Genomic DNA, 24409 nt, shown 5'->3' with positions numbered 1-24409 from the left:
TTCTATGCCCTACTGTTAATTAAGTATTTACAATTAGTAAATGAAAGAAAGGGATTTCAGTCTATACTGAATCCCTTTTTTGCATGGAGAAATGAGTCTCACCTTTCCTATTTTCTTTCATATGATAGCAGTAACGATAAGGAGGCTGAATTATGGATAATGGATTCTTTAAAAATATGGAAAAGAAAACAGGCGTAAATATGAAAGATGTAATGGAGCTGGCTAATTCCTTACAAAATGCAAATTTTAAAGATGAAAAAACAGTCCGCAACGTCATTAAGAGGGTTTCGCAAATTGCAAACAAGCCTGTACCGAAGGATGTAGAGGACCAGTTGGTACAATCAATCATTAAGGATGGGAAATCATTAGATTTTAATACAATTGCCAATATGATGAATAATAAAAAATGAGTAAAGGAGCCACCTTTACATATGAAGAACATTTGATTTGACTCAAACTGCCGATCTGTATTACTCGGTTATTTGGTAATCAGTTCTTCTTTGTAAGAGGGCTCCCCTTTTAAAATCGTTAAGAAACGGGAAGATCTTGCCCGTTTTGAACGTCTATTTTCCGGTATGGAAATATATAATCCCGAGCATGCGCGTGTTACCGCTACATATAATAACCGTCTTTCTTCCTCCATAGGTTTCCTGTCACCGTCACGCCAAGATTCCAGAGCATAATCATGAGGCATGTTTCCGTCTACGCAGCCAAGAATATAAACATATTTATATTCAAGTCCTTTTGAACGATGGATGGTGCTCAGCTGAATAGCATTTATTGTTTTTTTAGACATTGATTTAATCTCTTTTGACATGGCTGTCATATGATCCGCATGAAGAATAAATTCCAGCACTGTATCAAAGCGTCTTGCAGCAATTTTTACATCCTTGATATCGTCCGACCCTTTGTCCATTTTATTGCCTTCATTCCCCCGCTTTTTGAGGTAGGCCCCAAAACCGAGTTCTTTTTCTATCATCTCGATAGCAGTTGATGGAGACAAATCCTTAAGTGAATGGATGACAGAGACAGCTTTATCTATTGCTCGCATTTGGAACGGTTTTAAATTATTGAGGAATCGAAGTGCCTCGAGCAAAGTGCAATCATTCAGGATGGATAGAGCTTTAGCATCCTGGACTGCCGACTTTTTCAAATATAGCGGCGGTAATAAATCCTGTAGCATTCCCGGATCATCTGGATTTATACTTGCTTTCATAAAGGCCAAAATACTGCGCACAGTCTTTCTTGTATAAAAGGAATCATAGTCAGAATCCACCCGAAATGGAAGACTTGAAGATGCAAGCTTTTCAAAAATAGCACGGCTCATTGTATTGGTACGATAAAGAATCGCAAAATCCTCTGGGTTTGCTCCATGCCTTATTTTTTCGGTTATGTCGGTCATAATCATGATTGCCTCAGATTCTTCATCAAATGGATAAAATAAAACCGGAGAAGGTGATTGATCATGTGTAGCCACCATTTTTTTTGGTGTTCTTGTTTTATTTTGAGAAACAATCTTGTTGGCTGTTTGAATGATTTTATGCCCAGAACGGTAATTAGCTGACAAGATTATGGTTTCGAGATAATCGTAGTCAAGCTTCAGGTTTTGTAAAAAGGCAGAATCACTGCCACGGAATGAATAAATGGCCTGATCATCGTCGCCTACAAAACATGCAGATTCTGCATTTGAAGCAAGCAGTCTAACAATCTCATATTGTACCTTATTAATATCTTGAAACTCATCGATTAGAAAGTGTTTGAACCGGTTTCGATAAAAATTAAGAATCTGTTCATTCTCTTTTAAAAGTTGATAACAGCCTGTTTGCATATCATCAAAATCGAATTTATTATTTATTTCTTTATATGATTCGTATTTTTTATAAAGCTCCTGGCAATTGACTTCCCAATCGTCAGCAGGATGAATATCCTGAGGAGATAATAAATCGTTTTTCCATCTGCTGATTTGCTGTAAGGCTTGATCAAATGCAAATTCCCGTTCATCGATTCCTAATTCTGAAGCTGCTATTTTTAGGACATATTCTTTCTCCCCATCAAATTTTATCAATTTACTTGAATGCCATTTTTGAGGTTCATGTTGTAAAAGAATTCGATAAAAAATGGAATGGAAGGTACCGGTAAATACATGCTGCAGCATAAAGGGAGTTACACCGGGCATTTGCTGTAGCCTGCTTTTCATCTCAGCAGCTGCTTTAGATGTAAACGTAACGAGCATCACCGATTTAGGATCCGTTTGTTTTTCTAATAGTAAAAAGGCTGTCCGAGCAGTCAAAACACGGGTTTTTCCACTGCCTGCTCCTGCAAGAACGAGTAAATGTCTTGCATCCGTTACGACAGCATTTGCTTGTTGATCGTCCAATAACCAGCCGTGGGCACTCAGAATGTCGATGAATGGATGATTGCTATTCACCCCAGGCAGATGTTTTTCATTATAGGATGGCAGACTTGTAATGGACTTTGGTCCTTGCCAGATAGTTTCATCAGAGCAATTGGTAATGGACCTGGATTGGGGTAAGCGAAATCCTCCGTATTCCACTGAAGCTTCATTCACTGCCGGATTCGTTTTCTCAGTTTTGTCCACACAAGGAGGACGTGAAGAATCACGATGAATAAAATATGGTTCTTCATGGATTCCAAGATACATATAAACAGGTTGACCACAATGATTACATTGAAGTTCACCATTTTTTCCAGCTTCATGAATACGAGCAAATGCCTCCTTGGGCCATGTGAGTAAAGAGATAGATTCGTTTTTCCAATTAGCTGTTTTCATCATATTCCTCATTTATATAAAAAATTTTAAAAACGACAGACAAATATCATCTTATCAAATCGAATCATATATTACAAAAGAGGATAGTAGTTTTATTCCCTTAAAAAGCGGGTAATAAAAGTAAAAAAAGGATAAAAAAGTGAGGTGGAAAAGGAATGGGGTACATAAGTCCAATCACGCAATACGAATACATACAGTACACGAACAGAACGATTGCAGCGGAGAAGCTGACTAAAAATATGATCTCGTGCTTTCAGCCTGTACAGCCAATCAGATTCCATCGCAAGAATGAAGAACGGGATTCATTTGACAGGGAAATCAATTCAGACGATTTTAGAGGTTCATCTAATCGCATTTACAAAAATTATGTGCCGACAGAAATAGTCAAAAAAACCGCTACTGAAATGACTGGGGTCGGTCAATTTATTAATGAAAGTATTTAAACCATACATTTAAAATCACTCTATACATATGGAAAGCAGCGTATTTTAATACGCTGCTTTCCTTTAATGTTTATGAGTATAAACACTTAAGACTGCAGTCGGCTGCAGTCTTAAATATGTTTCTTCATAGTGTGATGAGGGATGCCGGCATCTAAAAATTCATCGGATATAACTGAGTAACCGAGTTTTTCATAAAAAGGGATCGCCTGGTTTTGAGCGTTTAATTTAAGGATCTCAATTTGTTTAGATAGGGCATATTGTTCTATGGCATTCATTAAATCTTTGCCCACCCCTTTTGAGCGGAAATCTGGTAAGATACAAATCCTTTCGACTTTTCCATAGCTATCAACCACCCTGAAGCGTCCGGCACCTATTGGATTACTTTCCTCATCTATTACGAGAAAATGTGTAGATTCCTCTTCTAAATGATCAATTTCTTCTTCTTCAGGTACATTTTGTTCATCTACAAAAACTTTAGTACGTACCGAAAATACCTGATCCAATTCTTCTTTTTCTGATACAATCTTGATGTTCATCGTGATCAGTTGTCCTTTCTTAATTGGTATGTTTCATATACTTTCCATGCCCCATTTTCAGTTTGATAGAGTAAATGGAAGTGATCAACTACTTCTTCGTGTTCGAATTTCATGAGACGCAGTTGTCCGAGAATATCGTTATGTTCCTTGTCAGATAAATCTTGACCAATAGTAATATGCGGAACAAATTTGTATTTTTTATCTTTGCCCAGAATATCATTATGGAAATCTTCGTGAAGTGCACTTAATTCGGCAGTAGGGTCAATTTTTAAATAAATCACATTATTGACTGGTTGGAAGGTGCTAACTTTTAAGACCTTTAATGTAAAAGGCTGGTGTTGGTTTGCAATCTCCTCGAGTTTAGCTGAAATTTCCTTGATTTGCTCATCTGTGGCTGTGAATTCAGATTTTAATGTGACATGAGGAGATATACGAGAGTAATGTGAGTCATAACGCTTTCTATATGAGTTTACAATGTCTTGCAAATTTTTTGAAGGGAAAATAGCAATTCCAAAATTCATGTAAGAACCCCCTGACTTATTTTGTAAAATTAGATATTACTTCATTATAGCAAATATTCAAAAAAAATTCCTTGCTAATTATGTCCTGTGAAAGAGCCAGGTAAGTGTCCTCTTCATATCTGACTGCCATGCCCTCCAGGTATGGTCTCCATCAATCTCTTCGTAAAAGACCGGAAAGCCTTTGCTTTCAATAATCGAGTTAAGTTCCTGATTAGGTTGTACAAAATCTATGATCCCATCTTTAGATGTTTGTACTGTTGTTTCATTCTTTCCAATCGTATGGTAGATTTGCGTTAAATGCGGGAACTGAAAAGACTCCACTGCTGATAGTACGGACTCGTTTACAAGTGGGGAATGCAATGCAATCTTGCCGAATGTATTGGGATAATCCATAGCTGCCATTAATGAAACAGTAGCTGCCAGGGAGTCTCCGATTAGGGCGCGGCTCAGCCCCATTTGGTAGGTCGGATATTCGGCATCAATATATGGAACAAGTTCATGTGCAAGAAACCTTTTATAGGCAGTATGCTTCAGGCCGTCAGGATGATATTTATTCCAGCGATCTTCAACATTTTTATAAGGGACACCTATAATGATTATATTTTCTATTTCTTGCCTTTCTAAAAGCTCATCTGCAGCTCGTCCAATTTTGCCTAATTGGAAATAATCTTTACCATCCTGTGCAATCAGGACGGAATACTTATACAGATGGGAAAAGGCTGAAGGTAAATATACAAGGAGTTCGATTTCCTCATTTAATTCCTTGCTGTTAAAAGATATACCCTTAATTGTTCCGGCTTTTAATGCCAATGAGCTCACCCCCTGTTATTCTTTTCAGGTATATTTTAGCATACTCTAACTTGTATATAATAATCAGGAGATTTGTGATATTATGAAGATTCTGATGGTATAATGGATGAAAGTGTAAAAAGGAGTAATAGAGATATGATTAAAAAACGTGTACATAGTAAAACAGTGACAAATGCTGCTAAACTTGCCTTGCAAAGTCGAGGTGTTACACTTGAAGCAATCGCTGAAATTGTTTATGAAATGCAATTTCCTTATAATGATAATTTAACTCTGGATGAATGCATATATAGTATAGAACGTGTCCTGATGAAACGTGAAATTCAGCATGCCCTTCTTGTAGGTATTGAATTAGATCGATTAGCTGAAAAGGGCATGCTGTCAGAGCCATTGCAGTCTATTGTTGAGTCTGATGAGTCCTTATTTGGTGTGGATGAAACCATTGCCTTAGGAGCTGTGCTCGGTTATGGAAGTATTGGTGTGACAACATTTGGTCACCTGGATAAGAATAAAGTGGGGATTATCCGATATTTAGATACGAAGAAAGAGGGAAGAGGCGTAAATACATTCCTTGATGATTTGGTCGCTGCAATTGCAGCAAGTGCTGCTTCCAGATTAGCTCATCGTCTGCGTGATAAAGAGGAATCCCTGTCCGAGGATGAAATTGAAGATATAGATCATGAAGAAATGATTGGCTAAGGGAAGGGGGGGGACCTCTTCTTTTTCTTTTTATGATGACCGCTGGGATTGATAAACGAGTTGGGTAGATAAGATTTGTTCCTTCTTAAATGTTCGATAGAGTTTGCGGTTAAAACAATAGGCACGAATCAGTTGCTCACCCATTGATTTAACCAGAATACGGCGTTTTGTAAAAATATTTTTATTCGAGACATAGATGATATCGATGGGAATTTGTTCTCTCATGCTCCTAAGTAAATCATTCATTTATCTTCACCTCCTATTTTCATTATATACGAACATACGTTTCTTATTCAACAAAAAAGAAACGTATGTTCGATGTTTGTTTTTGTTGAAGTTGTTAATCATCATTAAATAATCATCCGTTTAATGAACCTTGATAGTAGAAGATATTTACCAAGATAAAAAGAAGGAAAGAGACAAGCCTAGCAATCATATACTCTTTGTGAAGGAATGAAGGAGGGGAAGTTGTTTGGCTAATACACTTGCATATCATGAAACACTGGAATTGCATGAATTAGTAGCATTTGCATCAAATGCATTAGTAGGCTTGAAAATGAAGGTCAGAGATGTACCAAATCAGGAGTTGAAAAATCTATATTTGACTACAATTAAAGTTTTGGAAAGATATATTAAAGAGTTGCTGCAATACTTTCCAAGAGCACCGCAAAGGGAAGAGGATGAAAGAGAACAACCGGACGCCAGCTTTTTTGCAGGGAATTTATTGGGATTAACAAAAACATTAATCCGGAATTATTCGATAGCCATCACTGAAACGGCTACTCCTGTTTTGAAAAAGACATTAACAAACCAACTAAACGGAATGATTGATTTGCATAGCCAGGTATTTAACTATATGTATAAGAATAATATGTATCCCGCATATGATTTAAGTGCTTTGATTAAAAACGATGTAAACAACGCTAATAGAGCAATTGCAAAAAAATATTGAAGGCTCTGGCACCTAGATGGGTGCCTTTTTGGTTCCTGAAATAAAACTGTTATAATGGCCATGAGGTGATACATATGTGTGGTAGATTTACGTTATTTTCAACGTTTGAAACGATTATTGAACGATTTCATATAGAGGCAGCCTTTGATGAGGCAGATTATCAAGTTAGTTATAATATTGCACCGTCTCAGAGAATTGTTGCCGTTATTAATGATGGATCCAAAAATCGCTTAGGTTATTTGAGGTGGGGATTGATTCCATCGTGGGCAAAGGATGAAAAAATAGGATATAAGCTGATCAATGCTCGATCAGAAACGCTTGCGGAAAAACCAAGTTTTCGGAAGGCATACCAAAATAAACGCTGTTTAATTGTGGCTGATTCCTATTATGAATGGAAGCAAACGCCTGAAAGAAAAATACCGATGCGGATTAAATTGAAAAGCGGAGAACCATTTGGATTGGCAGGTTTATGGGAATCATGGAATTCACCAGAAGGACAGGCCGTATGCACGTGTACCATTATTACAACGTCCTCCAATGAATTGATGTCTTCCATACATGACCGGATGCCAGTTATTCTTAACCCGGAAGATGAACAAAAGTGGCTGAATCCAAAGATTCATGATTCGCATTTACTAAAACAATATTTACGTCCGTTTAATCCTGAATTAATGGAAGCTTTTGAAGTAAGTGCTGATGTGAATTCACCCAAAAATAATTCGGAACACGTAATTCAAAGAATATGTTGATTATTATTTTTCTCGGCATTTATTAACGGAAATTTTCGTTTTCTGTGGAAATCCTTCAGATTATCTAAAACTCTGACGATTAGGTATTCGCCGTATAATCCCGTATTAAACCTTACTTTTAAAAAGGAGTTATTCGTTTCTTGTTAATAGGTGCTATTTTCATACTTCGATTTTTCAATTAACAACATTAGTAAAAATAAAAAAGAATAATGACTACTATCATGTTTCCCTGACCTCCTTCAAATAGGTTGATTAACTTTTTCATTCAATATAGTAAACTACAGTACAATCATACTACTGTATGGTAAAAATTAGAATATGAGAAGTAGGAAAGGCAACATATTGATTACAAAATGGTAGTAAGAGAGATACTATGAAATGCTAGTATGATTTCAATGACTGAAACTATTATTTCGAATTTAAACATTAAGTTCGAATAACAAGAGAATAACAAAAAGGTTAAATGCGTGTAATTATGTTTTTATCTTTTAAAAGAGGATAAATATAGTAGTGTAAGCAACAAAATAATTTCTTAAAAAGGAGCGATTATTTATGGCAGACAAAATGTCTAGAGAAGAAGCAGGACGCAAAGGCGGAGAAGCTACAGCTAAAAATCATGATAAGGACTTCTACCAAGAAATTGGCGAAAAGGGTGGAGAAGCCACCAAGAAAAATCATGATAAAGACTTCTATAAAGAGATTGGTGAAAAAGGCGGTAAAGCCCGCGCAAACAACGATTAAACCTTCTTCAGAAATTAAAAAAAATACTATAAGCAATCAAGGAAAAACCATGCTGACTTAGCATGGTTTTTCCTTTTTCTGATTACCTTTACCAGATGATAATAGAGTATTCCTCATTGGACAAGTTCCTTTAATTGGATTGCAATCATCCGTAATTAAATACTGTTTCCATTCTCTCTTGGATAAATCCTCATAGCCGCCTAAATCTGGATGATACGGCATGTTTTCAATCTTCTCAACTTTTTTTCTAATAACCTCAATTGCTTTTCTGCCATGTGGAGTAGTATAAGACGTATCAGCAAAAATTCTTCTTGGCTGAAAAATCATGATTAGGCAATCACCTAGATTTCGGGTAATACGATTTTGGTAAAAAGGAGCATTGCCAGATACAAAGATAGGTTCCCCGTTGAAAACAAATTCCCAATGGGGATCATCTGGATCAAGGGGAATATCATTGGACCATTCTTTATCATCCTGTTCGTGCAAATAGGATAAAATACTCCAAAAATTGGCATTATAATAATCATAATCAAGGTGCTGATAATTAAGTTCAGGCTCTACGAAAAGAACCAATGCATACCGAATAGATGGATTCTTCCTTGAAAGTTTGAGAAATTCGCTAAGTGTATGTGGAAGCGCAGAAAAATTATGATTCTCACAATACGTATAGCGGAGGAGGCCATCTCGCTCTGCTTTCATGCCAAAGTGACATGGGAATTGATTGTCACTGACAGTAGAACTCCAATAGTTATAGGCCTCATTCAGCCACCTCGGAAGAAGATTCCCCTTTTTAAAGTCAGATTTAATCAGTAAATGGTTCATAAATTAAACTCCTTGACGTATTTTTACGTACGGGACAATTAGGGATAATTTCATCATATGAAAATGATTGGAATGGTTGCTTTGTTCGATTAGATTAATGATGAAATTCTTCAGCTCTCACTGGTTTGATATAATAAAACAAACGAATAAATAGTAAGGAGCATCCTCAATATGGAAAGAAAGTATGGATGGTTAATCTATAATGGAAGTTTGCTGTCTCCAAAATTTATGGAAATCCATGATTGGTATAAAGAGTCAGCTTCAAAAAAAGGAATCATTCTCGACTTAGTTAAAAATACAGAATTATTCTCTGTTATTGAAGGAAATCAAACCATTATTAAAAGTGAAAGACAGCATGCACGGCCGGATTTTATTTTGTTCTTGGATAAGGATATTCGTCTGGCAAATCAGTTGGAACAGATGGGTTATCGACTGTTTAACAAGGCTTCCGTGATTGAAGTGTGTGATAGCAAAATCATGACATTCCAGGCACTGGCCAATCATTCAATTAAATTACCGAAAACTATATTTTCCCCGCTGACTTTTACAAATATATTGGAAAAGGATCATTCATTTATTGAGTTTATTGAAAGGGAATTATCCTATCCGATTGTTATTAAAGAGGCCTACGGATCTTTTGGTGAGCAGGTGTATCTGGTAGAAACCCGTGAAGAATTGGAGAAAAAGAGAAAAGAACTACTTCAAATCCCACATCTTTATCAGGAATTCATTAAAAACAGTAAAGGCAGAGACGTAAGAGTTCATGTGGTAGGTGACAAAGTGGTGGCGTCTATGCTGCGAACTTCCGAAACAGATTTTAGAGCAAACGTGACAAATGGTGGGGTCATGCATGAATATGTTCTTCCGAAAGAATTTGAAGAACTGGCAATTAAGGCAAGTAAGATTATCGGAGCTGATTTTAGTGGAGTGGATCTTTTGTTTGGCGAAGAGGAAGAACCGATTCTTTGTGAAGTAAATTCAAATGCTCATATAAAAAATATCTATGATTGTACAGGTATTGATGTAACTGAGCATATCTTCGATTATATTTTGCGGATGGTGTGACATGTTTAAAGGCTTACTGATCTATAAGCGCGAGGATTATGACAAAAATAAATGGTTTGCCAATCAGTTTATTAATAATAGTAATCAGCACAATCTAAATATCCAGCTTGTATTTGCCGAGGAATTGAGTTTAATAATTGATAATGGAAAATTGTCCGTTTATATGGAGGAGGGGAATTCACTTCAACCGGATTTCGTCATTAACCGCACCCGAGACAGTCAAATAAGCCTTCATTTTGAATTAATGGGGTGCAGAGTTTTTAACAATTCTCAAGTGACGGATATTTGTAATCATAAAGCTAAAACACATCAAATGATTAACAGCCATGGAATAAAATCTGTGAAGACGGCAATCTCATTCACTGAGGGACAGTCGCTATTAAATTATCCACTTATTTTGAAGACCAACAGCGGCCATGGTGGGACGGATGTTTTTAAAGTAGATTGCAAAACAGAATTAACTAAGCAGATGGGGGAGCTTAATAAGGGGGATGTTATCCTACAGGAAATGTGTGATAATCCAGGTGTTGATGTGAGAGTCTTCGTACTGGGTAAGGAGATAATTGGAGCTGTTAAACGTTATTCCAGCAACAGCTTTAAGTCTAATTTTTCACTTGGCGGAAAGGCTGAGCGTTATACTTTGTCTGAGAAACAAGTGAATTTAGTAAATAAAATAGGTGAGTTATTTGATTTTGACTTTGTAGGAATCGATTTTCTCATCGGCCAGGACGGGCAATTCCTGTTCAACGAAATAGAAGATGCAGTAGGTACCCGTACACTTTACCAACAATACGACTTTGATGTTGTACATATGTATCTGAAGTATATTAATAAACAAATGGTTGACTTGCACGCATAATAATCCTTTTATTCAAAAGAATGTAAAATATTTGATAAAATATTAGTGATATACTTCATAAATTTGAGGTAAAGGGATGAGTGGATGAGAAAGAAGGTCGTAATTGCTGGGGGAACAGGTTTTATTGGCCAGTATTTTGAGAAGCAATTTCATTCTATGGGATATGATGTGCTGGTTATTTCCAGAAGCAACGAACATATTAACTGGCATAATAAAGGTGAAATAAAGGAAGCGCTTGAAGGGGCCGAGTTATTGGTTAATTTGGCTGGAAAATCGGTAAATTGCCGCTATAATGCCAGTAATAAGCTAGAAATAGTCATGTCTAGAACTGAAACAACAGCTATATTGGGGAGTGCCCTCCTTGAGTGTATGACTCCACCTCCTTTGTGGATTAATTCCAGTACTGCCACCATATACAGACATGCGGAAGATCGACCTATGACAGAGAAAAAGGGTGAGATCGGAAGCGGCTTTTCAGTCGATGTTGCGAAAGCGTGGGAAGAAACATTTTTTAACTTTGAACTACCGCATACAAGGCAAGTTGCCTTAAGAATTGCAATCGTATTAGGGGGAAGCGGCGGAGTTATGACTCCGTATAAAAATCTCGTTACATTTGGTCTTGGAGGGTATCAGGGATCTGGACGACAAATGTTTAGCTGGATACATATTGAAGATTTATTTCAACTTGTTCTCTTTCTTAAGAACAGAGAAGACTTGGAGGGGGTATTTAATTGTTCTTCACCCCATCCAGTCACCAATCGTGAATTAATGGTTCACCTCCGTAACAGTATGAACAGAAAAATTGGCCTCCCCACACCAGCGTGGATGCTTAAGGCAGGTGCAATTCTAATCAGAACTGAGCCGGAGCTTGTTCTAAAAAGTCGTTGGGTACTCCCTGAAAGGCTTGAACAAGTGGGGTATACGTTTAAATATAAAAATTTGAAAGATGCTTTAAAAGATATATTTAAATGAGATAGTTTGATTAACCCTCTGTATTTTGTGTTGGTCCTCTTGATAAACTTCCGTTTTAATGGAAATTATATATTTATTATGGAAGTCATCTCCATTGCATTTAAATGATTAGAGGAGTATCATATTTAATACGAGCTACATTGTACGTGATGCATAATTTAAGTTTTAACCTTTAAGCTGTAATAGGGAGTTTTATTATAAAGGCTGGAATGACAAGCCTCTGTCTATATGACCTGGAGGACAAGCAGGAAAGCTTTTGCGAACACCCACTTGGAGAAGTGGTGGTTTAAAACTTTCTTATATGTAACGGCAAAAGTGGCTTATAAACCAATTCCATTTCGGAATTGGTTTTTTATATTTACCCATAAAAAATGACAGACAGTAATAAATACAAAGGCTAAAATGAAATCAGTTGTTGATTGTTTATTTTGTATTTATTAAAATATTAATATAACTTATCTTAATATTTGAAATTGAAATTACTATTAGTTTTTTTATTTTATAAAAATAAAACAGATGGAACGGGAAATATTATTTAGAGTATTTGGGTGATTTTAATGAATTCCAGGTTATTTATATTAGCAATCATATTTTCTTTAGTTATTTCTTTGATACCAGAATTAAAAAAACAGACAATCGCTGTTGCTTCTGCTAATTTAGGGATGACTAGTGAAATGGATAAGGTGCAGTTTGCACATAATTCACTTTCTAAAACCTCAAATAATATTGATTCAACAATACAAGTATTCGACCCTATTACTTCCGAAGATATTATTGGTCGTATAGTACCAAGTAAGTGTTTAACAGGGAAGGGTATGGTTGTTGAAGAAATTTCTCAGACTAGCGAACATGTTATTAGTAGCTTATATCCTTTTGGGATTTTTATTATATTTACAGGATTTATATATATGGCTTTACGTTTAAAGAGATAACCGTGATAGAATGCAGTTCTGTTGTAATTTAAATTACCTAGGCTGAACTGGTGGTACCATTAAACCTTGTTTAACACCAATGACTATAAAAGAGAAAAATAAAGACTTCTATCTGTTTAAGAGATAGAAGTCTTTATTTTGTATACATCCTTTTAAAATCCTTAATATACGGATAGATGGGAGTGTGCAGCATGTTGAAAATTAATTATCAGAATTGCTATTAGCAATTAGCTCTTTTTTTTAATGAAAGGATGTTTTGATTCAGACTTGAATACTCAATCTGATAGTACTAACAACTATAATCCTTCTAATAATAGTGAACATTCGACTGGCAGTAAGTTGGATAATTAAAGTCAAACTGATAATTGTATCTCCATACACTCGGATCCTTTAAAAATTATCATATCTTATATGGTGAAAATAAACTCCCAATTTTTCAATTAGGAGTTTATTTTATAATTGTATATTCTATTTACTTTGTAATAAAGAGAGCACTGCCAATTTTTCTGGGGCTTTCGCCTAATTTATTAATTAAATTACCATTGATATATAGGGTGCTGGATCCTCCGCCATCTAAATTTACAGCTTCAACTGCCCCTAATTTCATCATAACATCAGCGCTTTGGCTTGCTGTTAAACCACTACTCCCATTAATTCGGCCATCTGTAACTGCCATGATAAACCGTCCATCTTTAGTCTGACCAAACAATGTTCGAGGGTTCCTGCTTTTACTGTGTGAGAAATACTCACTATGCGCTAAATTTATTTTGCCGTTCTGTACTAAAGAATATGAAGTACCAACAGCAAAATAATTATTTTCCTTCATATCTTCTAATTCTTGAAGATTTATTAATGGTGTTGCGATACTACGAATATCTATTTTCCCTGTCTTTTTATATTCCATAATTACGTATTTAGGATTATGGTTACTGGTTACTTGTCCATTTACCATAAATAAACCACCATGTTCCATTTTTGAGTTAAAAAAGCCTAAGTTTATCTTTGCTAGTTCATTTGGTAGCTTAATAGATGACAATGGTTCAAGAACATTAGGTTTTCCTTTGGAAACTGTTAAATTAGCATTAGGATTACTTGTATAGATATGAATATTCGTATTATAATATCTTACATTTTTATAATTAGGTACTGTCTCTTTGATGACAGACTTCTTCATGTATGTCGAGTTGACAAAGCCTGTCTTATTAGCATATTTAACTTTAAACCAACTTCCGGATTTGGAGAGATAGGTCACATTTTTCCCTTTCGGAATGGTTAGGATTACTTTATGTTTATTAGAAGCACCAGTCCTTAAATTGACATTAGCCGTTGTTTGATATGTAACGGTAGCCTGTGAATTAGTCTGGGAATTAGCTGTTGGTTTCTTTAAATAAGAAGAGCTCACAAAGCCTGTCTTATTAGCATATTTAACCTTAAACCAACTTCCAGATTTGGAGAGATAAGTCACATTTTTTCCTTTCGGAATGGTTAGGATTACTTTATGCTTATTAGAAGCACCAGTCCTTAAATTGACATTAGCCGTTGTTTGATATGTAACGGTAGCCTGGGTACTAGCCTGTGAATTAGCAGTTGGTTTCTTTAAATAAGAAGAGCTCACAAAGCCTGTCTTATTAGCATATTTAACCTTAAACCAACTTCCGGATTTGGAGAGATAGGTCACATTTTTCCCTTTCGGAATGGTTAGGATTACTTTATGCTTATTAGAAGCACCAGTCCTTAAATTGATATTAGCCGTTGTTTGATATGTAACGGTAGCTTGGGTACTAGTCTGAGAATTAGCTGTTAGCTTCTTTAAATAAGAAGAGCTCACAAAGCCTGTCTTATTAGCGTATTTAACCTTAAACCAACTTCCGGATTTGGAGAGATAGGTCACATTTTTCCCTTTCGGAATGGTTAGGATTACTTTATGCTTATTGGACGAACCGGCTCTTAAATTGACATTAGCTGTCGTTTGATAGAGTGTGGAAGAAGAAACGGTTGCTGCGTCTACTTTTGTGTATAAATCAGTTGTTCCAAATAAAACCAAACCAAATGTAATAAAAATTAATACGATTTTTTGTGTCAATGAGTTTCTCATGCAAGACTTTCTCCTAATATTTGTGATAAATAATTTGTTGTGATAGTTATAATAATATAAAAATATTAATATATTTACTTATAGAAATAAACAAAAAATTAGCTATTTTATTATTTTTATATAATTAATAAGGAATAAATAAAGGATTCTTAATAAGGACAGAAGTAAATTATAAATGAGGATGTATTTGTGTTTTTTTAGATAAGGTGAGTTGTTTATTAAAATCATTGAACTAAAGTGAAAAAAGTATGAGGTTTGCAGATATTTTTCTGTGAAAATAACAAGATATGGACTGACACATAGGTCCTTGTTGAACTGGTTATATTTAATCAAAAAAGGGAGATATGTTGAGTTAACAACATGTCTCCCTTTTTGATTTATTGTTTTTTGACTGAAATCTCTATACGGACACCATTTTTGTATATCTATCTTATTTTTGTATTTAAATTAAATTTTCTATTTGTTTATTTTGAATTATTTCTTTGCTGGTTTTAGGAACAAATCGCTCCGTAAGTGCTGAGATAGCGCCATCGCCTGTTACATTGCATGCTGTTCCGAAGCTATCCTGAGCTAGGTATAATGCGATCATGAGGGAAAGCATGTTATCAGAGAAACCGAGCATGGATTCTAATAAACCAAGTGCAGCCATAACAGCTCCTCCTGGAACTCCTGGTGCGGCGATCATTGTGACACCAAGCATTAAAATAAATGGTAGCATTTGTGTGATGCTAGCATCCGTACCCTGTAACAGCATAACTGCCATCGCACAGCTGACGAGGGTAATTGTACTTCCAGATAAATGGATAGTTGCTAATAGTGGAACAGTGAAGTTTGCTACTTTATCTTTCACACCCATTTTTTTAGTCCGATCCACAGTAACAGGAATCGTTGATGCGGAAGACTGAGTGCCTAAAGCTGTAAAATACGCTGGTAACATAGTCTTAAGCATTTTAAATGGATTTTTCTTAGAAGCTGCACCCGCAACTGTATACTGTATGACTAACATAAACAAATGTAAAGCAATGATCATCACAAATACTTTAGCAAATACACTTAAGATAGACGCAATTTGACCGCCCTGAGTCATGTTTGCGAATATACCAAAGATATGAAATGGTAAAAGAGGGATAATAATCGTATTAATTACTTTCACGACAATCTCTTTGAATTCTTCCATTACATTAAGAAGTGCTTCTCCTTTGATAGATGCCATCCCTACACCAATTGTGAAGGCTACAAGCAAAGCCGTCATAACACCCATTACAGCAGGCATCTCAATTGTAAAATATGGAGAGAGTAAAGCTTCCTCAGGATTTGCAAAGCTTTGAGCAGTCTGGTTTTTTAATATAACAGGATACAATGCTTTGGCCACGAAAAAAGCAATCAAGCCAGCTATTATTGTAGAAGCATAGGCTAATCCAGTTGTGATACCGAGCATTTTGCCGGCACCTTTCCCCATCATTCCAATTCCTGAAGCAATAAAACCAATGATAATAAAGGGAATAATAAATTCTAAAAAGCTGCTAAAAAGCCCGTTGAAAGTAGTGAAAATACGAAGCATCCAGGCTGGAGCAATCATTCCTATACCAATACCGAGAAAAATAGCTAATATAATCTTGGGTAATATACCGAATCGTTTCATGGTGTCCTCCTTATAAATACAGTTGTACTCTATATGTGGATTATACAGAAAAATGAATTAAAAAGTAACCTTTATGCTTAAAAAGAATAAAATAATGTTTTTTGATTGGTGATTGGAGTTAAATCTCTTAAATTTGGGATATCCATATTGGTTAAATAATATAAATGAAAAAGCTATAGGGGAGCAGAGAAAATGTTTTTCTTAAATTCAATATATTTCTATGATGATACAATTGATTGGAGATATAAAAATCATTCTCTATTTATTCTTCTGTTTACTGACTTTAAATAATGAGTGATTGTGTGTATGAATGGAGGAGATATATGCTAGGAATTCTGGAGTTTCAGTTAAGCAAGATTATAGTTAATATCTTCATTATTATTGGGATTTTTTGTTTTGTGGTCCTTTTTACAAAGCAAGCCGAGTATGTTGAAAGCCTAAAAGGAAATGCGATTACCTCTGAAGATATGAAAATTTCTCTTATTAAGAGAATGGCTTATGGCGCAGTTTTAGCTATCATTACTATTTTAATTGAGTATATCTTGGTTTATTATCTGTCGGGTTATTTTAAAGTAGAGATTAACGAATTTAGTTTTATATTCAGTATCTTTGTTTTGTGTTTTTTCTTAATGATAGGAGTGGGCCCAAAGGAATATACTGAACCAACCACTAATAATTATTGGGTTAGACAAGAGTTATACTGGACACTCGACAATAAAGAATTTGATATATTGGGAAAACCATATTTAATAGGGGCTGTAACTTTTTTTCTCATCAATTTAGTTTACTTCATCGTCTAGATCCTCAACAGTTTGATCTAATCATGATATTCCATCCCTCACGATCTCCTCTTATTAAATGATAAATGGTCGTTTTTTTGTGTAAAATCATTCCAATGACCCATGTAGAATCATGAATATTTTTGATAAAAATAAATAATTATACATAGATAGAATGGTTTATTTAGGTTTTAAAGGTATAAAAAGTTAATTGCATCTATTGCTAATTTTTTCATAAACTGATAATATTAGGGCGTTGTTATTTTGGAAAGCAAATATTCAAATAGTTAGAGTCTTTCCAAGCAGATAAAAATTGACCACTTGCCCACGGGAAGTTAAGGCCATACGGACAGCCGGGTCAAATGCCGACAGGCAACATTAGTTGCCCTATTGATTGAGTTAGAAGCTCAAATTTTATAAGTTGGTTACTTTATAACCAGTACGACATAAATCGTGCAAAACTTGTGAAACGGTCAATAAGAGTGGTAAAAGTATTTATTTGCTATTTAGACTCTGATCTCCTTTTTAGGTATGTTGAATATTAAAAAGCTTTTCAGACATAAAATTCATTGGATTTTATGTGTGGCAATATGTCTGTATTTATATATGCTTTTTAATAGGATAATAATATCTACAAGCAAGTGTTGTGCAATGAAATGCGCGTACACTTGCTTTTTTGTTGTCTTTTAACTTTATCAATTAATAAAAATCACCCCATAAATTCTTATGATTTAAGCCAGATGGAAAGGGAAGTGGGAGAATTTTCAGCGAGAGGAAGTTTTGTGATGAATGAACGAGAAAGATTATTTCGTCTTTCGCAGGGGCGGGCACCTATTTATGAAGCTTTGGAAGAGTTCAAGAAAAAGCGAATTGTTCCTTTTGATGTACCCGGTCATAAACGCGGGAGAGGTAATCCCGAATTGACAGCTTTTTTGGGGGAGCAAGCGGTTAGCGTGGATGTTAACTCGATGAAGCCGCTTGATAATCTCTGTCACCCGGTATCCGTCATTAAAGAAGCAGAAGAATTAGCAGCTGAGGCATTTGGTGCTGCACATGCATTTTTTATGGTGAATGGAACGACATCTGCCGTACAGGGGATGGTCCTAACAGCTTGTAAAGCGGGAGATAGGATTATTCTTCCCCGAAATGTTCATCGCAGTGTCATTAACGCGCTTGTTCTATGTGGTGCCGTGCCGGTATATGTAAATCCAGAAATGGATAAAAATCTAGGAATTGCGCTTGGTATGTCTCTCAACCAGGTGGAAAAAGCGATTAAAGAAAACCCAGAGGCTAAAGCCATTTTGGTCAATAATCCAACCTATTATGGAATCTGCTCGGATTTACGAGGGATTGTGAGGCTTGCTCATCAGCATAACATGCTTGTTCTTGCAGATGAAGCACATGGAGCACATTTATACTTTGGAAAAAACCTTCCCGTGACTGCCATGGCTGCTGGTGCAGATATGGCTTCAGTCAGCATGCATAAATCCGGGGGAAGTTTGACGCAAAGCTCATTTATGTTAATGGGACCCTCTGTGAATGTTGGTTATGCAAGGCAAATTGTTAATCTAACACAAACAACAAGCGGATCATATTTGCTGCTTTCAAGCTTGGATCTTTCACGAAGAAATCTAGCGTTAAATGGAGAACGGATTTTCGATGATGTTATTAATCTTGCAGAATATGTTCGGAACGAAATCAATCAAATTGGTAACTATTATGCCTTTTCAAGAGAATTGGTGAATGGAGACAGCATATTTGATTTTGATGTAACTAAGCTCTCGGTACATACATTAGATATTGGACTAGCGGGAATTGAGGTATATGACTTATTGCGAGATGAGTATGATATCCAAATTGAATTTGGAGATATAGGCAATATTTTGGCCTATGTATCTGTTGGTGATCGGAAAAGAGATGTCGAACGTCTGATTAGTGCCCTATCAGAAATACGTCGCCGTTATTCGACTGATAAATCAGGTCTGATTACACAAGAATATATTGACCCGGAGGTTGTGATTACACCGCAGGAGGCATTCTATGCAGATAAAGAATCATTGAGTCTGCGAGATACAGAGGGTCGGGTGTGCAGTGAGTTTGTGATGTGCTATCCTCCTGGAATTCCAATCCTCGCACCAGGTGAAAGAATTACGAAAGAAATCATTGAGTATATTGACTATGCAAAAGCAAAAGGCTGTTCCATGACAGGACCGGAAGACCTTGCTATTGAACGTCTGAATGTACTAAAGGGAGTGTGACAGCATGGAGTTGTGGTTTCATGAACGTAGCACGGCAGAAGTAAAGCTTTCCATCAAGGTGGACAAGCATTTATACAGTGAACAGAGTGAATTTCAGAGGATTGATATCTTTGATTCGAACGAATTTGGGAGATTTTTGACCCTGGATGGCTATATGATGATGACTGAAAAAGATGAGTTTATTTATCATGAGATGATTACCCATGTACCTATGGCTGTTCATCCAAATCCACGGAAGGTTTTGGTTATTGGTGCAGGGGATGGCGGTGTTGTACGTGAGCTAACCCGTTATCAACAGATTGAACATATTGACATGGTGGAAATTGACGAAAAGGTAGTTGAAGCCTGTAAAAATTATTTGCCTTTAACAGCTTCTAAGCTTGATGACGAACGGGTTCATATTCATTATGAGGATGGGCTGAAATTTGTTCGATCCTGTGAAAATCAATATGATTTAATCATCGTGGATTCAACCGACCCATTCGGACCGGGTGAAGGCTTGTTTACGAAAGAATTTTACGGTAATTGCTACAAGGCCTTACATGAAGATGGAATTATGGTAAATCAGCATGAGAGTCCGTTTTATGCAGAAGACAGGGCAGCGATGCAGAGGGCGCACCAACGGATTATCGACTGTTTCCCAATTAGCAGGGTATATCAGGCACATATTCCATCCTACCCGTCCGGCCACTGGTTGTTTGGATTTGCATCCAAAAAATATCAACCTCTTGCAGATTTAAATCAAGAGGCTTGGAAACAGTTAGGTATTAAAACACGCTATTACAATCCTAATTTACACCGTGGTTCCTTTGCTTTGCCAACGTATGTGGAGGAGCTGCTGAGGGACGTGGAAGATATTCCATGAAAATCTTCTAGTGTTTAAAACAAGCAGAAAGAAGTTTGTTAGATAAATAAATAATGGATTGGAGATATGAAAAATGGGAAAAGCACTGATTATTGGTTGTGGCGGAGTAGCCTCTGTGGCAATAAACAAATGTGTACAAAACAGTGAGGTATTTGAAGAGATTTGTATTGCAAGTCGTACTAAGTCCAAATGTGATGATTTAAAAGCTAAGCTTGACGGCGGTAAGACAAAAATTACAACGGCTCAGGTGGATGCAAACAATGTGGATGAGCTAATTGCTTTAATAGAAGAAGTGAATCCGGATATAGTAATGAACCTTGCCTTACCATATCAGGATTTAACGATTATGGATGCCTGTCTTGCAACTAAAACTCATTATATGGATACAGCTAATTATGAGCCTGAAGATACAGCGAAGTTTGAATATAAATGGCAATGGGATTACCGTGAGCGCTTTGAAGAAGTGGGTATTACTGCATTATTAGGAAGCGGATTTGATCCTGGCGTTACAGGAGTATTCTCAGCCCATGCCTTAAAACATCATTTTGATGAAATTGAATACATTGATATTTTAGACTGTAATGCAGGTGACCATGGTTATCCTTTTGCAACAAACTTTAATCCTGAAATAAATATCCGTGAAGTAACAGCAAATGGCTCCTATTGGGAAAATGGCCAATGGGTAGAAACAGAGCCAATGGAAATTAAACGTACGTACAATTTCCCTGAGATCGGTGACAAAGATATGTATCTATTACATCATGAAGAAATTGAATCACTTGCTTTGAATATTCCTGGCATTAAGCGGATTCGTTTCTTTATGACATTTGGGCAAAGTTATCTCACTCATTTAAAATGTCTAGAAAATGTTGGGATGACATCTATTGAGCCAATCGAATTTGAAGGGAAAGAAATCATACCTCTTCAATTTTTAAAAGCAGTACTTCCAGACCCTTCTTCACTTGGTCCGCGTACAAAAGGAAAAACGAATATTGGCTGTATTTTCCGCGGTAAAAAAGATGGAAAAGATAAAACTTATTATGTATACAATGTTTGTGATCATGAAGCGTGTTACAAAGAAGTGGGATCACAGGCGGTTGCTTATACAACAGGGGTTCCTGCAATGATTGGTGCGATGATGGTTATGAACGGAAATTGGAACAAGCCTGGTGTTTACAATATTGAGGAATTTGATCCAGATCCGTTCATGGAAGCATTGAATAAATGGGGACTTCCTTGGAAAGAAAGCTTTGATCCGGAGTTAGTAGACTAAGATGCGCTTTGATCAATTACCAACACCATCTTATGTGGTAGATGAAGGTCTACTCGAGAAAAACCTAAAAATTTTAAAGGGTGTAATGGGTCGAACCGGATGTAAAATTATCCTGGCACAAAAAGCATTTTCTATGCATGCAATGTATCCGTTAATCGGTCAGTATTTGAGTGGGACTGCTGCGAGCGGATTGTATGAAGCTAAGCTTGGCTATGAGGAGATGGGAAAGGAAAATCATGTGTTTTCCCCAGCCTACCGCGAAGATGAGATAGATGAAATTATCTCTATTTGTGATCATATTATCTTCAATTCTTTTTCACAGCTTGAGAGATTTGGGGATAAAGTACTCCAGGCAGGTAAAAGCATAGGCCTCCGTATTAATCCAGAATGTTCGACTCAAGAGGGCCATGAAATCTATGATCCATGCACTAGAGGATCCAGATTTGGTATAACGGCTGATGAATTTCGTCCAGATTTGCTGGAAGGTGTATCGGGATTACATTTCCATACGCTTTGTGAACAGGATTCGGATGCCTTGGCACAAACCCTCAATGCTGTCGAAGAGAAATTTGGAAAATGGCTGCCGCAAATGAAATGGATTAATTTTGGCGGTGGCCACCATATTACAAGAGATGGGTATAATATAGGCCTGCTGGAGGACTGTATTACCCGTATTCAGAAGACATATGATTTGGAGGTTTATCTTGAGCCGGGTGAAGCAATTGCTCTTAATGCCGGATTTCTTGTGACAACGGTTCTTGATACATTAAAGAATGATGTGGAAATTGCTATCCTCGATACTTCGGCTTCCTGTCATATGCCGGATGTGTTGGAAATGCCATATCGCCCTCCGCTTCTTGGTAGTGGTGAACCCGGTGAAAAGGCCCATACGTACAGATTAGGCGGTCCAACCTGCTTAACAGGGGATATTATTGGAGATTATTCATTCGATCAGCCGTTAAAAAGTAATGACCGATTGGTTTTTGGGGATATGGCGATTTATTCGATGGTTAAAAACAATACATTTAACGGAATGGCCCTGCCGACAATTGCTGTACAGGACAAGAATGGTGAATGCCGCATTTTGCATAAATTTAATTATATGGATTTTAAAAATAGACTATCTTAATGAAAAAGCCAGATTCCAATGTGAATCTGGCTTTCTTCTATAGATAGGTATTATATATAGAAGAAACTCGTATATTAAGTTTTCTACGATTTGATTAAAGACGGATATCTCTGATTGTTAAAGGTGTTTTTAATACTTTTGTAGAATTACTTTGAATGAAGAACAACTGAAAACTAGTAAGGGGTGAGACGAAATGGAAAAAAATGAGGTTATCATGATTGAGGAACGAAGTAATAGTAAAATGAATTTTCCATTTATATTAAAGATTGTTGTGATTATTGCACTATTATTTACCGTTATTACTTTAGGTGCAGGGTTGTATAAATTATATGTGTATGAAAGTCCCTATAGTAAAGAGGAAATGATAGACCAAGGATATGAAGAAATATTCAATGAGGAGAAGGCTGTTAATGCATATAATTTATATGATGTGCAGAATTTATCGGTGAATGCCGGAATGGCTACAGCGTATTTTACATTAGCAATTTTGTTTAGCATCCTTGGAATAGGAGCTTTTGTAATGGCTGAAATACTGAAACGGAATGAGCAAAGGAGCATGTTGAGTATAGACAATCTAAAAGAATGAAAAGCTCAAACCCAGTCAGGAGTTTGAGCAAGGTTGAATAAGTTATATAGTCTCTATTGTCCGACCGCTTAACTTCGCAAAAATGTTACTAATAGATAAGAAAACGGTAAAGAATGCATTCAGCACTATATTAATCAAGCCACTGAATATACTAAGAATGAAGTAGACGATTGCTGATATTAAAATACCTTCCATTAACATTTCAATAGAAAATGAACGTTCATAAATTGCACCAATAATAGTAATGAGCCATATTAATACAATATATATCATGGGGAAATAGGCAATGAATTGACAGATCCATGAAAGGATACGTGTAATTCCTGCAGCAATCCAATAAAACGGGGAAAAAAGAATAAGTCGAAAGATCAGGAAGTAATGTTGTATGGTATTCATGCTAGCTCAACTCCTCCGTATTAGTCTAAGGTGCTTCATTATTTAAATTCCCGTAATAATTTCCTTTAAAAATGAAAAAATTGTGAATGATATAGGGGATGTGACAACCATTATAGTTGGTTAACGTTTTATATAAAAATTCAATTAAGATACGAGAAAAAATAGAGGGTTAATTTGTTTATTTTTAAACAGTCTTCTAAATGTATGAGCAGATTTATGAATCTATTAGTCATTTAAACCATAAAAATTAGCAGATAATATGATAGAAGAGGTAATGGATGGAATAAAGGGGACCACTGTAAAAATTGAATCAGCTCAAGAAACGACTGTTTATATGATTGATTACAAACCAACAACAGGTGGGGAAGAAGTAACTAATCACAAATGGGTGACAGATGACGAGTTGATGCCTGTTGAATAATTACTCGCATTGCCGTGCCATTCGTTTTGTTTGTTAAACCTTAAAAGGCACCTATCATACTGGTGTAGGTGCCTAG

The 24409-nt window shown here is 36.1% G+C and carries 24 protein-coding genes, 1 other RNA gene and 2 pseudogenes; 18 read left to right on the top strand and 9 right to left on the bottom strand.

Features of this window, described 5'->3' with window-relative positions; all coding sequences use genetic code 11:
• Positions 1-152 precede the first annotated feature (152 nt).
• Positions 153-410 (top strand): sporulation-specific transcription regulator SpoVIF, encoded by a 258-nt coding sequence (spoVIF, locus tag FHY45_RS03535; protein WP_066101365.1) that lies wholly within the window; start codon positions 153-155, stop codon positions 408-410.
• 68 nt (positions 411-478) lie between these two features.
• On the opposite strand, the gene FHY45_RS03530 is transcribed toward spoVIF, so the two are convergent.
• Positions 479-2791 carry a UvrD-helicase domain-containing protein gene (locus FHY45_RS03530; RefSeq protein ID WP_066101363.1) on the bottom strand — a complete coding sequence of 771 codons (2313 nt, stop codon included), beginning with the start codon at positions 2789-2791 and terminating at the stop codon, positions 479-481.
• A gap of 155 nt (positions 2792-2946) precedes the next feature.
• On the opposite strand from FHY45_RS03530, the gene FHY45_RS03525 reads away from it, so the two are divergent.
• Positions 2947-3234 carry a hypothetical protein gene (locus FHY45_RS03525; protein ID WP_066101360.1) on the top strand — a complete coding sequence of 96 codons (288 nt, stop codon included), beginning with the start codon at positions 2947-2949 and terminating at the stop codon, positions 3232-3234.
• Positions 3235-3344: 110 nt separating this feature from the next.
• Here FHY45_RS03525 and FHY45_RS03520 read toward each other — a convergent pair whose 3' ends face one another.
• The 3 genes from FHY45_RS03520 to FHY45_RS03510 all read right to left on the bottom strand — a co-directional run bounded on the left by FHY45_RS03520 (position 3345) and on the right by FHY45_RS03510 (position 5101).
• The gene (locus tag FHY45_RS03520; RefSeq protein WP_066101357.1) at positions 3345-3770 is read right to left on the bottom strand and encodes a GNAT family N-acetyltransferase; all 426 of its coding nucleotides are present in this window, start codon (positions 3768-3770) and stop codon (positions 3345-3347) included.
• Between the two features lie 5 nt (positions 3771-3775).
• The gene (locus FHY45_RS03515; RefSeq protein WP_066101354.1) at positions 3776-4291 is read right to left on the bottom strand and encodes a 2'-5' RNA ligase family protein; all 516 of its coding nucleotides are present in this window, start codon (positions 4289-4291) and stop codon (positions 3776-3778) included.
• A 78-nt stretch (positions 4292-4369) separates the two neighbouring features.
• Positions 4370-5101, bottom strand: a complete 732-nt coding sequence (locus FHY45_RS03510) for an alpha/beta hydrolase (protein WP_139891416.1) — start codon at positions 5099-5101, stop codon at positions 4370-4372.
• Positions 5102-5236: 135 nt separating this feature from the next.
• Between FHY45_RS03510 and FHY45_RS03505 the strand changes: the two genes are divergently transcribed.
• Positions 5237-5797 (top strand): phosphatidylglycerophosphatase A family protein, encoded by a 561-nt coding sequence (locus tag FHY45_RS03505; protein WP_139891415.1) that lies wholly within the window; start codon positions 5237-5239, stop codon positions 5795-5797.
• Positions 5798-5827: 30 nt separating this feature from the next.
• On the opposite strand, the gene FHY45_RS03500 is transcribed toward FHY45_RS03505, so the two are convergent.
• Positions 5828-6043 (bottom strand): hypothetical protein, encoded by a 216-nt coding sequence (locus FHY45_RS03500; protein WP_066101348.1) that lies wholly within the window; start codon positions 6041-6043, stop codon positions 5828-5830.
• 226 nt (positions 6044-6269) lie between these two features.
• On the opposite strand from FHY45_RS03500, the gene FHY45_RS03495 reads away from it, so the two are divergent.
• From FHY45_RS03495 to FHY45_RS03485, 3 genes and pseudogenes are all read left to right on the top strand, one after another.
• Positions 6270-6749, top strand: coding sequence for a spore coat protein (locus FHY45_RS03495; RefSeq protein ID WP_225983664.1), 480 nt, complete (start codon positions 6270-6272; stop codon positions 6747-6749).
• A gap of 74 nt (positions 6750-6823) precedes the next feature.
• Positions 6824-7498, top strand: a complete 675-nt coding sequence (locus tag FHY45_RS03490; RefSeq protein ID WP_066101340.1) for an SOS response-associated peptidase — start codon at positions 6824-6826, stop codon at positions 7496-7498.
• A gap of 552 nt (positions 7499-8050) precedes the next feature.
• Positions 8051-8233, top strand: a pseudogene (locus tag FHY45_RS03485) (KGG domain-containing protein); the annotation flags it as partial.
• 63 nt (positions 8234-8296) lie between these two features.
• Here the strand turns inward: FHY45_RS03485 and FHY45_RS03480 are convergent.
• Positions 8297-9061, bottom strand: coding sequence for a YqcI/YcgG family protein (locus tag FHY45_RS03480; protein WP_139891414.1), 765 nt, complete (start codon positions 9059-9061; stop codon positions 8297-8299).
• A gap of 171 nt (positions 9062-9232) precedes the next feature.
• Between FHY45_RS03480 and FHY45_RS03475 the strand changes: the two genes are divergently transcribed.
• From FHY45_RS03475 to FHY45_RS03455, 5 genes are all read left to right on the top strand, one after another.
• On the top strand, positions 9233-10126 hold the full coding sequence (locus FHY45_RS03475; RefSeq protein ID WP_139891413.1) for an ATP-grasp domain-containing protein: 894 nt from the start codon (positions 9233-9235) through the stop codon (positions 10124-10126).
• Position 10127: 1 nt separating this feature from the next.
• Positions 10128-10985 (top strand): ATP-grasp domain-containing protein, encoded by an 858-nt coding sequence (locus FHY45_RS03470; RefSeq protein WP_139891412.1) that lies wholly within the window; start codon positions 10128-10130, stop codon positions 10983-10985.
• Between the two features lie 84 nt (positions 10986-11069).
• The gene (locus FHY45_RS03465; RefSeq protein WP_139891411.1) at positions 11070-11957 is read left to right on the top strand and encodes a TIGR01777 family oxidoreductase; all 888 of its coding nucleotides are present in this window, start codon (positions 11070-11072) and stop codon (positions 11955-11957) included.
• A gap of 129 nt (positions 11958-12086) precedes the next feature.
• Positions 12087-12283: non-coding RNA, 6S RNA (gene ssrS, locus FHY45_RS03460), on the top strand.
• A gap of 231 nt (positions 12284-12514) precedes the next feature.
• Positions 12515-12889 (top strand): hypothetical protein, encoded by a 375-nt coding sequence (locus FHY45_RS03455; protein ID WP_066101323.1) that lies wholly within the window; start codon positions 12515-12517, stop codon positions 12887-12889.
• Between the two features lie 472 nt (positions 12890-13361).
• Here the strand turns inward: FHY45_RS03455 and FHY45_RS03450 are convergent, their stop codons facing one another.
• Positions 13362-14984, bottom strand: coding sequence for an SH3 domain-containing protein (locus FHY45_RS03450; RefSeq protein WP_066101322.1), 1623 nt, complete (start codon positions 14982-14984; stop codon positions 13362-13364).
• Positions 14985-15426: 442 nt separating this feature from the next.
• On the bottom strand, positions 15427-16626 hold the full coding sequence (locus FHY45_RS03445) for a dicarboxylate/amino acid:cation symporter (protein WP_066101320.1): 1200 nt from the start codon (positions 16624-16626) through the stop codon (positions 15427-15429).
• Between the two features lie 323 nt (positions 16627-16949).
• Here FHY45_RS03445 and FHY45_RS03440 point away from each other — a divergent pair, with 323 nt between their 5' ends.
• The 6 genes from FHY45_RS03440 (at position 16950) to FHY45_RS03415 (ending at position 23516) form a co-directional block, all read left to right on the top strand.
• Entirely contained in the window at positions 16950-17426 is a 477-nt protein-coding gene (locus FHY45_RS03440; protein ID WP_066101318.1) for a hypothetical protein, read from the top strand.
• 764 nt (positions 17427-18190) lie between these two features.
• Complete coding sequence (locus FHY45_RS03435) at positions 18191-19663, top strand: aminotransferase class I/II-fold pyridoxal phosphate-dependent enzyme (RefSeq protein WP_139891410.1); 1473 nt, start codon at positions 18191-18193, stop codon at positions 19661-19663.
• Positions 19664-19667: 4 nt separating this feature from the next.
• On the top strand, positions 19668-20528 hold the full coding sequence (speE, locus tag FHY45_RS03430; protein ID WP_139891409.1) for a polyamine aminopropyltransferase: 861 nt from the start codon (positions 19668-19670) through the stop codon (positions 20526-20528).
• A 73-nt stretch (positions 20529-20601) separates the two neighbouring features.
• On the top strand, positions 20602-21801 hold the full coding sequence (locus tag FHY45_RS03425; RefSeq protein WP_139891408.1) for a saccharopine dehydrogenase family protein: 1200 nt from the start codon (positions 20602-20604) through the stop codon (positions 21799-21801).
• Position 21802: 1 nt separating this feature from the next.
• On the top strand, positions 21803-22930 hold the full coding sequence (gene nspC, locus FHY45_RS03420) for a carboxynorspermidine decarboxylase (protein WP_066101306.1): 1128 nt from the start codon (positions 21803-21805) through the stop codon (positions 22928-22930).
• 193 nt (positions 22931-23123) lie between these two features.
• Positions 23124-23516 (top strand): hypothetical protein, encoded by a 393-nt coding sequence (locus tag FHY45_RS03415; RefSeq protein WP_066101303.1) that lies wholly within the window; start codon positions 23124-23126, stop codon positions 23514-23516.
• 42 nt (positions 23517-23558) lie between these two features.
• Here FHY45_RS03415 and FHY45_RS03410 read toward each other — a convergent pair whose 3' ends face one another.
• Positions 23559-23912, bottom strand: coding sequence for a hypothetical protein (locus FHY45_RS03410; protein ID WP_066101300.1), 354 nt, complete (start codon positions 23910-23912; stop codon positions 23559-23561).
• A 274-nt stretch (positions 23913-24186) separates the two neighbouring features.
• Here FHY45_RS03410 and FHY45_RS03405 point away from each other — a divergent pair.
• Positions 24187-24333 (top strand): annotated as a pseudogene (locus FHY45_RS03405) (DUF1541 domain-containing protein); the annotation flags it as partial.
• Positions 24334-24409 lie beyond the last annotated feature (76 nt).

The organism is Bacillus sp. D386 (assembly GCF_006346415.1).
This window is presented reverse-complemented; position numbering and strand designations above follow the sequence as displayed.